Annotated in this window: 15 protein-coding genes; 7 read left to right on the top strand and 8 right to left on the bottom strand. The window is 72.2% G+C overall.

The annotated features are described in order from the left end of the window. Positions 1–22 precede the first annotated feature (22 nt). From QFW96_RS13225 to QFW96_RS13235, 3 genes are all read right to left on the bottom strand, one after another. Positions 23–1,195, bottom strand: coding sequence for a cytochrome P450 (locus tag QFW96_RS13225; RefSeq protein ID WP_343231377.1), 1,173 nt, complete (start codon positions 1,193–1,195; stop codon positions 23–25). 29 nt (positions 1,196–1,224) lie between these two features. Continuing rightward, entirely contained in the window at positions 1,225–2,127 is a 903-nt protein-coding gene (locus QFW96_RS13230; protein WP_281455905.1) for a PDR/VanB family oxidoreductase, read from the bottom strand. Positions 2,128–2,193: 66 nt separating this feature from the next. Continuing rightward, complete coding sequence (locus QFW96_RS13235) at positions 2,194–2,928, bottom strand: IclR family transcriptional regulator (RefSeq protein ID WP_343231378.1); 735 nt, start codon at positions 2,926–2,928, stop codon at positions 2,194–2,196. Here QFW96_RS13235 and QFW96_RS13240 point away from each other — a divergent pair. From QFW96_RS13240 to QFW96_RS13250, 3 genes are all read left to right on the top strand, one after another. Further along, positions 2,906–3,037 carry a hypothetical protein gene (locus QFW96_RS13240; RefSeq protein ID WP_281455962.1) on the top strand — a complete coding sequence of 44 codons (132 nt, stop codon included), beginning with the start codon at positions 2,906–2,908 and terminating at the stop codon, positions 3,035–3,037. The two genes, QFW96_RS13235 and QFW96_RS13240, sit on opposite strands and share 23 nt — an antisense overlap. Before the next feature lie 75 nt (positions 3,038–3,112). Further along, positions 3,113–4,228: an FAD-dependent monooxygenase gene (locus QFW96_RS13245; RefSeq protein ID WP_281455907.1), complete on the top strand. Its 1,116-nt coding sequence runs from the start codon at positions 3,113–3,115 to the stop codon at positions 4,226–4,228. Between the two features lie 31 nt (positions 4,229–4,259). Then, on the top strand, positions 4,260–5,189 hold the full coding sequence (locus QFW96_RS13250; protein ID WP_281455908.1) for a fumarylacetoacetate hydrolase family protein: 930 nt from the start codon (positions 4,260–4,262) through the stop codon (positions 5,187–5,189). Here the strand turns inward: QFW96_RS13250 and QFW96_RS13255 are convergent. Further along, positions 5,186–5,848: a YitT family protein gene (locus tag QFW96_RS13255; RefSeq protein ID WP_281455909.1), complete on the bottom strand. Its 663-nt coding sequence runs from the start codon at positions 5,846–5,848 to the stop codon at positions 5,186–5,188. The two genes, QFW96_RS13250 and QFW96_RS13255, sit on opposite strands and share 4 nt — an antisense overlap. Before the next feature lie 184 nt (positions 5,849–6,032). Here QFW96_RS13255 and QFW96_RS13260 point away from each other — a divergent pair, with 184 nt between their 5' ends. The 4 genes from QFW96_RS13260 (at position 6,033) to QFW96_RS13275 (ending at position 10,061) form a co-directional block, all read left to right on the top strand. Beyond that, complete coding sequence (locus tag QFW96_RS13260) at positions 6,033–6,512, top strand: Lrp/AsnC family transcriptional regulator (RefSeq protein ID WP_281455910.1); 480 nt, start codon at positions 6,033–6,035, stop codon at positions 6,510–6,512. A 121-nt stretch (positions 6,513–6,633) separates the two neighbouring features. Next, positions 6,634–7,305, top strand: a complete 672-nt coding sequence (locus QFW96_RS13265; RefSeq protein WP_281455911.1) for a haloacid dehalogenase type II — start codon at positions 6,634–6,636, stop codon at positions 7,303–7,305. Between the two features lie 176 nt (positions 7,306–7,481). Next, complete coding sequence (locus QFW96_RS13270; RefSeq protein WP_281455912.1) at positions 7,482–8,975, top strand: long-chain-fatty-acid--CoA ligase; 1,494 nt, start codon at positions 7,482–7,484, stop codon at positions 8,973–8,975. Positions 8,976–9,056: 81 nt separating this feature from the next. Beyond that, entirely contained in the window at positions 9,057–10,061 is a 1,005-nt protein-coding gene (locus QFW96_RS13275) for a LacI family DNA-binding transcriptional regulator (RefSeq protein WP_281455913.1), read from the top strand. Here QFW96_RS13275 and QFW96_RS13280 read toward each other — a convergent pair. From QFW96_RS13280 to QFW96_RS13295, 4 genes are all read right to left on the bottom strand, one after another. Then, positions 10,052–10,351: a hypothetical protein gene (locus QFW96_RS13280; RefSeq protein WP_281455914.1), complete on the bottom strand. Its 300-nt coding sequence runs from the start codon at positions 10,349–10,351 to the stop codon at positions 10,052–10,054. The two genes, QFW96_RS13275 and QFW96_RS13280, sit on opposite strands and share 10 nt — an antisense overlap. A gap of 322 nt (positions 10,352–10,673) precedes the next feature. After that, positions 10,674–11,288 (bottom strand): alpha/beta hydrolase, encoded by a 615-nt coding sequence (locus QFW96_RS13285; protein WP_281455915.1) that lies wholly within the window; start codon positions 11,286–11,288, stop codon positions 10,674–10,676. 108 nt (positions 11,289–11,396) lie between these two features. Next, positions 11,397–11,846, bottom strand: a complete 450-nt coding sequence (locus QFW96_RS13290; protein WP_281455916.1) for a hypothetical protein — start codon at positions 11,844–11,846, stop codon at positions 11,397–11,399. 178 nt (positions 11,847–12,024) lie between these two features. Further along, complete coding sequence (locus QFW96_RS13295; protein WP_281455917.1) at positions 12,025–13,389, bottom strand: sigma-70 family RNA polymerase sigma factor; 1,365 nt, start codon at positions 13,387–13,389, stop codon at positions 12,025–12,027. Between the last annotated feature and the right edge of the window lie 224 nt (positions 13,390–13,613).

A 13,613-nucleotide genomic window follows, 5' to 3' on the forward strand; every position in this document is an offset into this window, starting at 1 on the left:
AGTCCTGTCCGGACCGGCGACGTCATGAGGTCGTGAACCGCAGCGGCAGCGAGCTCCACGCGCGCAGCGTGTTGTTCAGGTGGCGCACCGGTCGGCCCGCGAGCCGGATGCCGGTGACGCGACGCGCCAACGCCGTCAGCAGCGCCTCGGACTCCAGCCGGGCGATGTGCTGACCGACGCACTGGTGCAGGCCCATCCCGAACCCGACGTGCCCGGACGGGTCGCGGCCCGGGTCGAAGACGTCGGGGTCCTGCCAGCGGCGCGGGTCGCGGTTGGCGGAGGCCAGCGACAGCAGCACCTTCGTCCCCGCGGGTAGTCGTTCGCCTCCGAGTTCGACCGGTTCGGCGGTGGTGCGGAAGAACGTCTGCACCGGCGATTCCCAGCGCACGGCCTCGTCGAAGGCCGCGCGGGCCCGCTCCGGGCGTTCGCGCAGCAGCGCCCACTGCTCGGGGTGGGTGGCGAAGGCGTGCAGCACGGCCCCGATGCCGTGCACGGTGGTGTCCACCCCGGCGGTGAGCAGCGAGCGGACCACCAGCGGTGCCTGCTCGGGGGTGATCTCGCCTCGATCGGCCTCCGCCCAGATCTGCGCGCCGAAACCGCCCGGGGCCAGCGATTCCCGCCGGCACTGGTCGCCGACCCAGGCCGCGTGCTCGGCGACGCCGTCGGCTCCGCGCTGGACGAGCTCGTTGTGCGGGCCGAAGGCGTTGAAGGCGAAATCGCCGTAGGGCAGCAGGTGTTCGCGGCCGTGCGGGGAGAGCCCGACGGCGTCGGGGAACACCCGCAGCGGGAACACCTCGGCCAGGTCGGTCACCCCGTCCAGCTCTCCGTCGCGGACGACCTCGTCGACGAGCGCTTCGGCGTCGTCGTACCACGACTGGCGCAACCGTCGCAGCGCGCGCGGCCCGAGCAGGCGGCTGAGCACAGCCCGGGGCGCGTCGTGGTGCGGCGGGTCGGCTTCCAGCAGCAGGCTCGGCGGCCGCCAGGGCGGCTCGGTGCGGAAGTTCGCCACGCCCACCCCGGCACCGGACTGGAAGCGCTGCCAGTCGGTGAGCGTCGCGCGGACCTCGTCGTAGCGGCCCAGTGCGCAGGCGTCGTAGCGCTCCAGGAACACGATCGGACCCGCCTCGCGCAACCACGCGTGCCACGGCAGCGGGTCGGCGAGCACCTCGGGGCTGAACGGATCGACGTCCGACACCGGAGTTCTCCCTGTCATGGCAGTCCCTTTCAGAGGTCGAGGACCAGGCGGTCGGAGCGGGCGCGGGAGACGCACGGGAACAGGCGGTCGCCGCGCTCGCGCTCGACGTCGTCCAGCAGCGAGTCGCGGTGATCGGGTTCGCCGTCGAGGACGTCGGTCTCGCAGGTCCCGCAGATTCCCTGACCGCAGGAGGACAGCAGGCTCGCCCCGGCCGCCCGCACCGCGTCGAGCAGCGAGGTGCCGGGCTCGACGGTCACGGACCCACCCGAGCGGGCCAGCTGGACGGTGAACGGCCGGTCCTCGCTCGCTGCAACGGGTTTCGCGGCGAAGCGCTCCGTGCGCAACCGGTCGCCGTACGCGCGCCCGGCGGCGTCGATCAGTGGAGCCGGGCCGCAGCAGTAGACCGCGCAGCCCTCCTCGGCGGCGGGCAGGTCGAGCAGACCGACCTCGTCCTGCGGAGCCACCCGCACGCGCTCGTCGTCGAGCTCGTCGAGGAAGGCCATCGACGCGCGCCGCCTGCCGCCGTAGAGCAGCCGCCACCGAGCGCCGAGCCGTTCGGCCGCCGCCAGCATCGGCAGGATCGGCGTGATCCCGATCCCTCCCGCGATGAACAGGTGCTCGGCTGCCGGGACGAGCCGGAAGTGGTTGCGCGGACCCCCGATCGCGATCTCAGCGCCCTCGGCGAGCTCGTCGTGCACGAAGGCCGAACCGCCGCGCCCGCGGGGTTCGCGCAGCACGGCGACGCGATAGGCGTGGGCGTCCCACCGGTCGCCGCACAACGAGTACTGCCGGGTCATGCCGTTGGGCAGCACGAGGTCGACGTGCGATCCCGGCGTCCAGTCCGGGAGCCGCAGGCCCCGCGGATGTTCCAACCGCAACGCCACGACGTCCTCGGCCACCTGCTCCTTGGCGGTCACGCGCACCCGATCCATTCCCGGCGCTCCCTTCGTCGTGCCGACGAGAGTGCGGACCCGGTCACCGCGGGCGCGAGCGCGTTCTCATTGAACGAGCGTTCCTCGCCGCATCGCCCGGTCGACGGCGCGAGCGGTGGACTGCAGCAGCGCCACCCGCGACCACGCGTGCTCATCGTTGGGGATGACCAGGCTCAACGCGGCCACGACCCGCCCGTCCGCACCGCGCAGCGGTACCGCCGCACCGGTGGCGTCCGGGTGCACGTGCCCCGCGCAGAAGGCGAAGCCCCGGGTGCGCACCCGCGCGAGAACCGTGCGCAGCGCGTCGGCGTCGGTGATGGTCTCGGCCGTCATCGCGGGAAGCGGGCCCGACAGAACGCGTTCCTGCAGGTCGGGCGAGGAGTGGGCGAGCAGCACCTGACCGGCCGAGGACACGTGCAGCGGCAGCCGCCCGGCGATGCGGGTCAGGTTGACGACCGCGCGCGGTGCGCTGAGCCGCTCCACGAACAGCACCTCGTCGCCGTCGAGCACGCCCAGCTGGGCGCTGTGCCCGACCACCGCGTGCACGTCCTCCAGGAACGGCATCACCACGTCGCGCAGCCGCAGGGTGGGCGAGGCGCGCTGGGCGAGCTCCCACAGGCGCACCCCGATGCGGACCCGCCGCTGCTCGTCGCGGTGCAGCAGGCCGTGCCGGACCAGCTCGCCGACCAGCCGGCCCGCCGTCGGCAGCGGGAGGTCCGCGCGACGGCTGATGTCGGTGACCGTGAGCACGTGATCGTCGGGACCGAAGGCGTCGAGGATGCGCACCGCCCTGGTCAACACTGATTCCCCGCTCGGCGACCTTGCCATGCCGGACAGCATGCGCACACCGGACACCGATGTCGAGCCGGTCGAAGCGCTCGACCATCGCCGTCGCGAATACCAGGCATAGCCACGCCGCGCTTCCCCGATCACCGGCGGTCGGCAACCCTGGAAGGGCAACACCCCCTTCACCTCGGAGAAACCCATGACGACGCGGAACGTGCTGGTGGTCGGCGCGGGATCGGCCGGCACCGCGACCGCGATCCTGCTCGCCGAAGGGGGATGGGAGGTCGAGATCGCCGAGGCGCGCCCGTCGGTGTCCGCCGTCGGATCCGGGATCACGTTGCAGGGCAACGCGCTTCGCGTCCTCGACCAGGTCGGGGCGTGGGAGCGGCTCAGCGGTTACCGGTTCGACGGGCTGGGCCTGCGCGCTCCCGACGGCACGCTGCTCACCGAGGTCGACGACGTGCGCACCGGCGGGCCCGACCTGCCCGCGACTCTCGGCGCTCACCGGCCCGAGCTGGCGCGGGTGCTCGTCGAACGCGCCGCCGAAGCGGGCGCGGCGGTGCGCTTCGGCAGGCCGGTGACCGGGCTGGATCAGGACGACGACGTCGTGCGGGTGACCTTCGGCGACGGCGGAACCGGTCGCTACGACCTGGTCGTCGGCGCGGACGGTGTCCGCTCCACCACGCGCGAGCTGCTGGGCATCGACGCCGCGACCCGCGCCACCGGCATGGGCATCTGGCGGGCCTTCACCCGGCGCCCCGAGTCGATCACCCGCACGGAGCTCTACTACGGCGGGCACTGCTACATCGCCGGGTATTGCCCGACCGGCGAGTCCGACATGTACGCCTACCTGGTCGAGGACGCCCGCGACCGCTCCGATCTCACGCCCGAGCAGTCGCTGGAGGTCGTGCGGGACCTCGCCTCGCACTACGGCGGACCGTGGTGGGAGATCCGCGACGGGCTCACCGACGCGAACGCCGTCCACCACACGTGGTTCGAGACCCACCTGCTCGACGCGCCCTGGCACCGGGGCCGCGTGGTGCTCGCCGGCGACGCCGCGCACACCTGCCCGCCCACCATCGCCCAGGGCGCCGCCCAGGCGCTGGAGGACGCCTCGGTGCTCGCCGAGCTCCTGCTGGCCGCGGGCACCGTCGACGACGAAGTGCTCACCGCCTACGCCGAGCGGCGCCACCCGCGCGCCAAGACCGTCGTCGACGCCTCCAACCAGCTCGGGCAGTGGCTCCTCGACGGCGAGCGCGGCGACGTCCCGGGACTGCTCGACGAGGTCACGACCCTGCTCACCCAACCCGCCTAGAGGTCGCCGCATCCTGCGCCGGAGGAATCACATGCGATTCGCCACAGCCCGCCACGACGGAACCCGGCTCAGCGGGGTCGTCGACGGCGAGACGTTCCACCCGCTGCCCGCCCCGCTGCTGGAACTGCTGCGCTCCCAACGCCTTCCCGAGGCCGGGGTGCGGGCGCTGGCCGAGCCGGGCGTGCCGCTGGCCGAGGTGGAGCTGCGGGCGCCGCTGGAACCCGCGACGGTGCGCGACTTCGTCGCCTTCGAGGAGCACGTCGAGGGCATGACCGGAGGTGCCATCGCACCGGAGTGGTACGCGGCGCCGACGTTCTACTTCACCAACCCGCACGCGATCACCGGTCCGTTCGACGACGTCGCGATCCCGCCCGGCTGCCGCCGGATGGACTTCGAGCTGGAGGTCGCCGCCGTCATCGGGCGCCCCGGTCGCGACCTCGCACCGGAGCAGGCGCGCGAGCACATCATCGGCTACACGATCTTCAACGACTGGTCGGCCCGCGACCTGCAGTCCGCCGAGATGAAGGTGGGCCTCGGCCCGGCCAAGGGCAAGGACTTCGCCACCACCCTCGGCCCGGTCCTGGTCACCGCCGACGAGCTCGACGCCCACCGGGACGCCGACGGCTTCCTGCGGCTGCCGATGAGCGTGTCGGTCAACGGCGAGCGGATCGGCCACGACCTGCTGTCCAACATGGGCTGGCCCTTCGAGGAACTCGTCTCCTACGCCTCGCGCGGTACCGAGGTCCGGCCCGGCGACGTGCTGGGCTCCGGGACCTGCGGCAACGGCGGCTGCCTCGGCGAGCTGTGGGGCAGGCCCGACCGGGAGGACCCGCCGCCGCTGCAGCCCGGCGACGTCGTCGAGATGACCGTCGAGGGCATCGGGACGATCCGCAACCGCGTCACCGCGGGCCACGACCTCCCGCCGGTGCGTCCCGCGCGGAAGCGCCCGCGCGACCGCTAGGCGCCCAGGTAGCGGCCCGGTCGGTGGTTGAGGGCCAAGACGCCGTTGAGGAACACCGCGCCGAAGGCCGAGATCAGGACGGCGGCGGGGGAGACGACGGTGAGGGCCGTGACGATGACCAGCACGTCCAGGCCCATCTGCACGTACCCGGCCCGCCACCCCAGGCGTTCCTGGGCGATCAGCGCGACCACGTTGAACCCGCCCAGGCTGGAGTTGTGCCGGAACACGATCAGCAGCCCGATCCCGGTCAGCACGTTGCCGCACACCGCCGCGTAGATCGCGGGCAGGTGCAGCGCGCCGAACAGCTGCGCGTGCAGCGGCGTGAACGCCGAGACCAGCGCGATCGAGATCAGCGAGCGGACCGCGAACGACCAGCCCTTCTTGGCCACCGCCAGCACCATGAACGGCAGGTTCACCAGGAAGAACAGCACCCCGAACGGCACCGGCAGCCCGTAGCTGAGCAGGAGCGACAGGCCCGCCGTGCCGCCGGTGACGATCTCGCTGGACTTGAGCAGGTGCAGGCCGAGCGAGACCACGAACGTGCCGGTGAGCAGACCGAGCACGTCCTCGGTGCGCGAGTGCGGCACCACCGGCCGCCGGGTCTCGGCGGGCTGCGGCGGCGCGGTGGCCGGGGTAGGGGACAGGGTCGGTGCGGACATGCTCGAAATCTTCGGGCAGGCGCATCAGATCGGGCAACACAGCCGTCATCGGCTGCGCGGAAGTTCGCGGATCCGCGCATCCGTGTGGCAGAGTGCTCATCAGCCCGGTGCTCGTCACACGGTTTCGCCCCCGATGTGCCCGGCACCACAGTTGAGCTGGGGTTTCGCCCGAGGGGAGGGGAGCGTGCCGGCGAGTCGGATCGATGCCCTCGACGCCCGCATCCTGCTGGCGCTCGACGACGACCCGGAGCTGACCGTCCTCGGACTGTCCCGGGAGCTCGGCGTCGCCCGCAACACCGTGCACGCGCGGCTGCGCAAGCTCGGCCACAACGGGGTGCTCGGCGACTTCAGCCGGCGCGTCGACCCGGTGGCGCTGGGCTACGACCTGGTGGCGTTCGTGTCGATGCAGATCAGCCAGACCCAGCAACCGGTGACCACCACGGCGCTGCGCGAGCTGCCCGAGGTGATCGAGATCCACGCGACCTCGGGCGACGCCGATCTCATGGTCAAGGTCGTCGCCCGCGACACCCAGGACCTGCACCGGATCACCAACGCGATCCTCGACATCGACGGCGTCGAGCGCACCAGCACCGCCATCTCGCTGCACGAGGCGATGACCACCCGGATGCGGGCCCTGCTGGAGGACGCCGCGCGGAATTCCTGACATCCGCGCGGGAAGTGGTCGATCCGGTGCGGTCTTGTGCTGGTCCGGTCACCGCCTCGAAACCGAACCGTGTTCCGCGAAGGGGATGTGATCATGGTGCGCGAGCGGGCATGATCACGACGTGTCGCTCGATGTCTCCCGCCTGAACGTGCTGCTCTTCGATGTCCTGGGAACCGTGGTCGACGAGCGGGGCTCGCTCCTCGCCGCGACCCGGGAGGCGGTGGGGGAAGGCGGTGACGCGCTCGCGACCGCCTGGCTGGACCGGCTCAACGCCCTGGTCGCCGAGACCGACGACTACCGGCCGATGGACGAGCTCAACCTGGAGGCCCTGCGCCACGCGGCCGAGACCAGCGGCGCCTCCCTGGACGAAGCCGCGCTGACCGCCCTGGCCGAGGAGGGGCTGCGCCCGAAGCCGTGGCCGGACGCCGCACCGGGTGTGGGCGCCCTCGCCGACCGGTTCACCGTCGTCGCCCTGTCGAACTCCACCGTGCGCTCGCTGGCCGAGATCACCCGCCGCGGCGGCCTGCGCTGGGCGCTGGCCCTGTCCTCGGAGCAGGTCGGCGCCTACAAGCCGGACCCGGCCGTCTACCAGCGCGCTCTGGAACTCCTGCGGGTCGAACCCGACCAGGCGCTCATGGTCGCCTCGCACTCCTGGGACCTGCGCGCCGCCGCCAAGCTCGGCATCGCCACCGCCTACATCACCCGCGACGGCGAGGACGACGATCCTGCGGAACCCGACGAGTTCGACCTCCACGCCGAGACCATCGCCGAACTCGCCGGCCAACTCCTCTAACCGGCTCCCGTCGCCGGTCAGGATGCGCCCATCGGCGGATTGCCGCAGGTATGGGAACTACGTGTTACCGAAATGTACACCCAAACGATTGCCAGGCGGCTGCGGAGCATGGACGATCTGCCTGGGATCGGCGATCCCATCTGCTCCGACCACCTCAACGACGACGGGAACGGAACATGACGAACCTGGCAGCGAACTTGGTCGCCTCCGCGCAGCGGCACGGCGACCGGCCCGCGGTCCGTCTCGACGAGCACGTGCTCAGCTACGCCCAGCTCCACGCCTCGGCCGCGGCCGTGGCCGGTGACCTGCGGGAACGCGGCATCTCACCGGGCGACCGCGTCGGTTTGGTGCTGCCGAACGTGCCCGCGTTCCCGATCCTGTTCTACGGCGCGCTGCTGGCCGGGGCGACGGTCGTTCCGATGAACCCGCTGCTCAAGGCCCGCGAGGTCGAGTTCTACCTGCGCGACTCGCAGATGTCGCTGGTCTACGGCTGGGACGGCGGCGGCGACGCGGTGCCCGACGCCGCGGCCGAGGTCGGCATCCCCGGTGTCGTCGTCGGCGCGCTGGGCCCGAACGAGCTCGGCGGCACGCCGATCACCGAGCCCGTCGAGCGCACCGACTCCGACACCGCCGTGCTGCTCTACACCTCGGGCACCACCGGCAAGCCCAAGGGCGCCGAGCTGACCCACCACAACCTCGCCTCCAACGCGAAGATGGCGGTGGAGACGCTGTTCGAGCTCACCCCCGACGACGTGGTGATGGGGTGCCTGCCGCTGTTCCACGTGTTCGGCCTGACCTGCGCGCTGAACACCTCGGTGCTGGTCGGCGCGTGCCTGACGCTGCTGCCGCGGTTCGACCCGGCCAAGGCGCTGCAGATCGTGCCGCGCGACGAGGTCACCATCTTCGAGGGCGTGCCCACGATGTACGCCGCGATGCTCAACCACCCCGACGCGGGCACCGCCGACATGAGCTCGCTGCGCACCTGCGCCACCGGTGGTTCGGCGATGCCGGTGGAGGTGCTGCGCGGCTTCGAGTCCAAGTTCGACTGCCACGTGCTGGAGGGCTACGGCCTGTCCGAGACGTCGCCGGTGGCCTCCTTCAACCAGCCCGGCTACGAGCGCAAGCCCGGCTCGATCGGACTGCCGGTGCGGGGCTGCGAGATGAAGGTCGTCGACCTCGACGGCAACGAGGTCGGGCTCGACGAGCCGGGCGAGATCGTCATCCGCGGCGAGAACGTGATGAAGGGCTACTGGGGTCGTCCGGACGCCACGGCAGAGGCGATCAAGGACGGCTGGTTCCACACCGGCGACATCGCCACCAAGGACTCCGACGGCTACTACTTCATCGTCGACCGCAAGAAGGACCTCATCATCCGCGGCGGCTACAACGTCTACCCGCGCGAGGTCGAGGAGGTGCTCTACGAGCACCCGGCGGTGGCCGAGGCCGCGGTGATCGGCGTCAAGCACGCCGACCTCGGCGAGGAGATCGGCGCCGCCGTCTCGCTCAAGCCCGGCCAGGACGCCACCGAGGACGAGCTGCGCGAGTTCGTCAAGGCCCGCATCGCCGCCTACAAGTACCCGCGCGAGATCTGGCTGGTCCCCGAGCTGCCCAAGGGGCCCACCGGCAAGATCCTCCGCCGCGAGGTCAAGGAGATGCCCCGCGAGGCGTGAGCGAGCGAGTGGGCCCGGCCGCGCGGCCGGGCCCACGACCTCGGACTAGGCTCGCGTCAGTTCGGTGAGTGAGGTTCGAGGATGGTCGGAATCAAGGACGTCGCGCGGGCGGCGGGGGTCTCCATCGGCACGGTGTCCAATGTGGTCAACCGGCCGCAGCTGGTGTCGGAGGAGACCCGGCGGCGGGTGCAGGCCGCGATCGACGAGCTCGGCTACGTGCGCGACGAGTCCGCGCGGCAGCTGCGGGCCGGCAGCAGCCGCATCATGGCGCTGCTGGTGCTCGACCTCGCCAACCCGTTCTTCGTCGACATCGCCCGCGGCGCCGAGCAGGCCGCGCACGAGGCCGGGCTCAACGTGATCACCTGCAACAGCGGGCAGCGCGTCGACCTGGAGTCCTCGTACCTGTCGATGCTGGCCGAGCAGCGGGTGCGCGGGGTGCTGCTGTCCCCGGTGGACACCACCGGCGAGCGGTTGCGGGCCTTCGCGCGCAACGGCATCCCGTACGTCTTCGTCGACCGCACGGTGCCGGAGGTGCAGGGCAGCTCGGTGGCCGTCGACGACGTCACCGGGGGCGCGTTGGCGGCCAACCACCTCGCCGAGACCGGGCACCGCGAGATCGCGATGGTCAACGGGCCGTCGCTGCTGGCCCAGTGCCGCGACCGCGAAGCCGGTGCGCGCTCGGCCCTGCAGGACCACGACGTGCACCTGTCCGTCCTGGACGCACCCGCGCTCGACGTGGCGTCGGGCCGCGATGCGGGTGCCCGGCTGCTGGGCCGGAGTCCTCGTCCCACGGCGGTGTTCTGCGCCAACGACCTGCTCGCGCTCGGAGTGCTGCAGGCGATGGTCGCCGCGGGCGTGCGGGTGCCGGAGGAGATGGCGATCGTCGGGTACGACGACATCGAGTTCGCCGGGGCCGCGGCCGTGCCGCTGACCTCGGTGCGCCAGCCCGCGCGTCAGATCGGGCGCACGGCTGCGGAGCTGCTCATCGACGAGACCTCCGGGGAGGCGCCGGTGAAGCACCGGCGCCTCGTGTTCCAGCCGGAACTCGTCGTCCGCGACTCAACGCGAGCGCACCGTCAGAAGTAGCCGATCCACATCGCGCCGATGGTCAGGAACGTGGTGATCGAGAGGGTCGCCGTGATCACTTCGGCGTGACGTGCTGTCATGGTGGATCCTCGGGCGTTCTCGGGTTCTGGGGGCGGCGCGGCCGGGGTGACCGGCAGCGGCCTGCGGATCGGGGAGGTGCCGGGACGGGCCGGGAGCGGGCGTCCCACCCACGGGCGGGTGGCCGTCGGGCGCGCGTTGTGCCTGCCGCGGGAGTGCTGCCTCCGCGCGGTGCTGCGCCGGGTCTTCCGTTGGACCTGTGCCGTGCTCAAAACCAGCGTCCCCCTCGCGGTCGGTGCCTCCTGCGCCGTGCGCGCGGGTGGACGCCCCCACCCGCCTGCGACGGCAGCAGCGGGTGAGGTCCGGACGGTCGACATCGGACTGCTGCGCCTCTCCCCGCGCGTCCCGCTGCTGCCACCAAGATGTCATCGGCGGATGGAGAAGTTAAGCGCCGATGTCCGGCGCGTCCGGAATTCGCGGGATTGCACCCGATCGGCCGCCGGGCGGTCACAGGGGGTGATCATCTTGGTGAGCTGCGAGAACGGTTCGAGGCGGGTGCCGCACCGGCACCCGCCTCGGAGCTCGGGCGACGTCTCAGCTGGTCAGCAGTCGGGTGGCCGCCTCGCAGGCCTCGTCGGTGATGATGTGCTCGGTGCCCGGATCGATCCGCAGGTCGACCTGGGCACCGGCCGCGCGCAGTGACGCTGCGGTCTCCTCGACCCGGTGCCGCGGCACCCACGGGTCCTCGCTGATGCTGCGCAGCACCACCGGGACGCCCGCCAGCGGCTCGTCCACCGGATCGGCGATGAGGTCGGGCCCGATGAAGCCGCCGGTGAACACGATCAGCCCCGCGTAGCGGCGCGGCGCGACCGCGAGCGCGTAGTGCGAGATCAGGCAGGCGCCCTGCGAGAAGCCCCACAGAACCACGCGTTCCGGCCCGAACCCGGCACCGGCGAGCTCGTCGAGGCACTGCCCGACGGTGCGCAGCGAGTTCTCCAGCGCGGGCTGGTTGTCCTCCAGCGGCTGCAGGAAACCGCCCGGGTACCAGGCGTTGCCCGGGGCCTCCGGGGCGAAGAACCGCACCGGCGCGTCACCGAAACGGCTCGCGACGTCGCGCATCGAGCCCGGATCGCCGCCGCGTCCGTGCACCGCCAGCACCGCGACCCTCGCGCCCTCGGGCCGGGCGCCCCATTCCAGCATCGGCGACATGCCCTCGATCACTCCTGTTCGACGAGGTCCCAGAACCAACAGCGGCCGTTCGACGGGCCGCCGAGCATTGTGCCGCAGCTCCGCGGCACGCCCGTCGCCGACGTGACCTCAGCTTCCCGATGCCGACAGCACCGGCTGGGTCGAGAGGACCGACCCGTAGCGCGTGATGGTCAGCGCCGAGCCGTCGACGCGGTAGACGTGGCCGTCGTTGCTCTCGGTCGTGTACCCGTCGCCGTCGGCGTAGGCCCGCAGCACGAGGGAACCGGAGTCGCTGGAGCCGTAGTAGTAGAGCGAACCCGCCGTCCCGCAGATGTCCACATGGGACTGCGACGTCTCGTAGGAGGCCACGCAACCGGTGGTGCTCGCGGTCTGCGACTGCGGAACCGGGTACGGCGCGGCGGGTTGCGGCACGGGAACCACGACCGGCGCCGGAACGGTGACGGGCGCGGGAACGGTGACCGGCGCGGGTGCGGGTGCGTAGGCCGTCGCGCAGGAGGCCAGCACCGGGAGGCTCAGCAGGCCGATCGCTGCGGCGGTGCGGGCGTGTCGAGTCGGCATGGCGGCGTCCTCCGCGGTGCGAGTGGACGAGGGGGATGCGGGGTGAGGTGCCTGGAGATCCACATCCCCCTCGAAGCGCGGGAACACCGGTCTTCGGCCGGAGTTCCCGCTGCTCATTGGGCGCCGCGACACCGTCGGTGAGCCAGGGACTTTGGTCCCCGGCGCCCGGTCGTGGCGCTCAGCGGTCCACGATCGGGTTGCCGAGGAGGTCGAGGGCTCCGGTGATCGGATCGATGCCCAGCAGGCGGCCGGAGGGCTGCAGGCGCAGATCCGCGCCCGCGTCGACGCCGTCGCGTTCGATGACCAGGTGCGGGTCGGCGTCCACGGCGACGCCGAGCAGGTCGACCCCGGCGTGCGTGGTGCCGTCGGCGACCGGCGCCGCGGCCGGGGGCAGCGGCAGCGGGATCGGCAGCAGCGGCGTGCCGCCCTCCTCGGCCGGGGGCGTGGGCGGAGCGGCACCGCCCGGGATCGCCGGAGCCGGTGCGGGCGCCGCCGGCGGGGCCGGGGGAGCGGGTGGTGACTGCGGGGACTGCGGCGACTGCGGGGAGGACGGCTGCTGCGGCTTGGCCGAGGCCACCGGTGGCAGTTCGCCGTCATTGGAGGTCAGGGCGAGCGCGAGCCCGGCCAGCACCGCGGCGAGCGCGGCACCGGACAGCGCCGCGCGACGCGGACCGCCGACGGCGTTGATCGCGGCGCCGATGGCGCCACCGCCGACCGCACCACCGGCACCGACCGCGGCGAGATATCCCGTGGCGGTGGCACTTCCGCCCAGCACCAGCGGTGCGATGAACACGCGCAGCGCGCCGTTGATCTCGGCGAGCTCGGCGGCCAGCGCCCGGCACCGGTCGCAGTCGTCGAGATGCGCTTCGACCTGGGCGGTTTCCCGCTTGGCCAGCCCGCCCCGGGTCCAGGCGCCGAGGCGCTCGACGTTGGCCCGGCAGCGCTCCTGCTCGGCGTCGAGCTTGCTCAGGTGCACCTGCAGGAACGCCTGCTTGAGCCCTTCGCGGGCGCGGTAGGCCAGCGCGGACACGCCGTTGGGAGTCATGCCCAGCAGCGGAGCGACCTTCGCCGGGGACTCGCCCTCGATCTCGACGTGCCAGAGCACCATCTGCCAGCGCTCGGGGAGCTTGGCGAACGCCGCCGCGACCAGGGACCGGTCCTCGCCCTCGACGGCGGTGTCGCGGAACGGCTGCGAGACGTCGATGTTGGGCACCGTCTCCAGGTCGTCGGCGTACTGGAGCCGCTGCTGCTTGCGGGTGCGGTCGTAGGCTGCGTGCCGGACGGCGGTGAGCACGTAGGCGCGGAACGCCGAGGTCGGTCCCCGCTGGTCGCGCAGCAGGTCGAGGACCTTCGCGAACGCCTCGGAGACCACGTCGTCGGCCTCGGCGGAGGACTTGGTGACCTGCCGGGCCATCGAGTACGCGGCGGCCACGTGCCGCTCGTAGAGGACCCCGTAGGCGCTGGTGTCGCCCTCGCGCACCGCTTCGATGAGCTCGGTGTCCCCGCGTTCCCGGGAACCCGCCTCCGTGGGCAACGCCGCCATACCCGCCCCCTGCTCGCGATCGGTGTTCCGCCGGAGTTCGGCACTGGACTTGCTACCGCGACAGTGACAACGATGGTTGTCAGGATCGGGTATCGTTGTGCCTTCGTGACCGCGCACTGCTCCGTTCGCATGGTGCGCGACACCTTCCGACGGGTGATGACGATAGGCGGATCACCTCACGGCAAGAGCACTCGGTGATCACGATCGAGGCCGAGGTCACCACA

Origin of the sequence: Saccharopolyspora ipomoeae (assembly GCF_029952525.1) — a bacterium.
In the GTDB taxonomy this organism is placed as follows: domain Bacteria; phylum Actinomycetota; class Actinomycetes; order Mycobacteriales; family Pseudonocardiaceae; genus Saccharopolyspora; species Saccharopolyspora ipomoeae.

Excerpts from the sequence above, each read along its gene's own strand:
- QFW96_RS13230 (WP_281455905.1), bottom strand. The coding sequence starts at position 2,127 with ATGGATCGGGTGCGCGTGACCGCCAAGGAGCAGGTGGCCGAGGACGTC.
- QFW96_RS13240 (WP_281455962.1), top strand. The coding sequence starts at position 2,906 with ATGCGCACCGCCCTGGTCAACACTGATTCCCCGCTCGGCGACCTTGCC.
- QFW96_RS13245 (WP_281455907.1), top strand. The coding sequence starts at position 3,113 with ATGACGACGCGGAACGTGCTGGTGGTCGGCGCGGGATCGGCCGGCACC.
- QFW96_RS13250 (WP_281455908.1), top strand. The coding sequence starts at position 4,260 with ATGCGATTCGCCACAGCCCGCCACGACGGAACCCGGCTCAGCGGGGTC.
- QFW96_RS13255 (WP_281455909.1), bottom strand. The coding sequence starts at position 5,848 with ATGTCCGCACCGACCCTGTCCCCTACCCCGGCCACCGCGCCGCCGCAG.
- QFW96_RS13270 (WP_281455912.1), top strand. The coding sequence starts at position 7,482 with ATGACGAACCTGGCAGCGAACTTGGTCGCCTCCGCGCAGCGGCACGGC.
- QFW96_RS13275 (WP_281455913.1), top strand. The coding sequence starts at position 9,057 with ATGGTCGGAATCAAGGACGTCGCGCGGGCGGCGGGGGTCTCCATCGGC.
- QFW96_RS13285 (WP_281455915.1), bottom strand. The coding sequence starts at position 11,288 with ATGTCGCCGATGCTGGAATGGGGCGCCCGGCCCGAGGGCGCGAGGGTC.
- QFW96_RS13290 (WP_281455916.1), bottom strand. The coding sequence starts at position 11,846 with ATGCCGACTCGACACGCCCGCACCGCCGCAGCGATCGGCCTGCTGAGC.
- QFW96_RS13295 (WP_281455917.1), bottom strand. The coding sequence starts at position 13,389 with ATGGCGGCGTTGCCCACGGAGGCGGGTTCCCGGGAACGCGGGGACACC.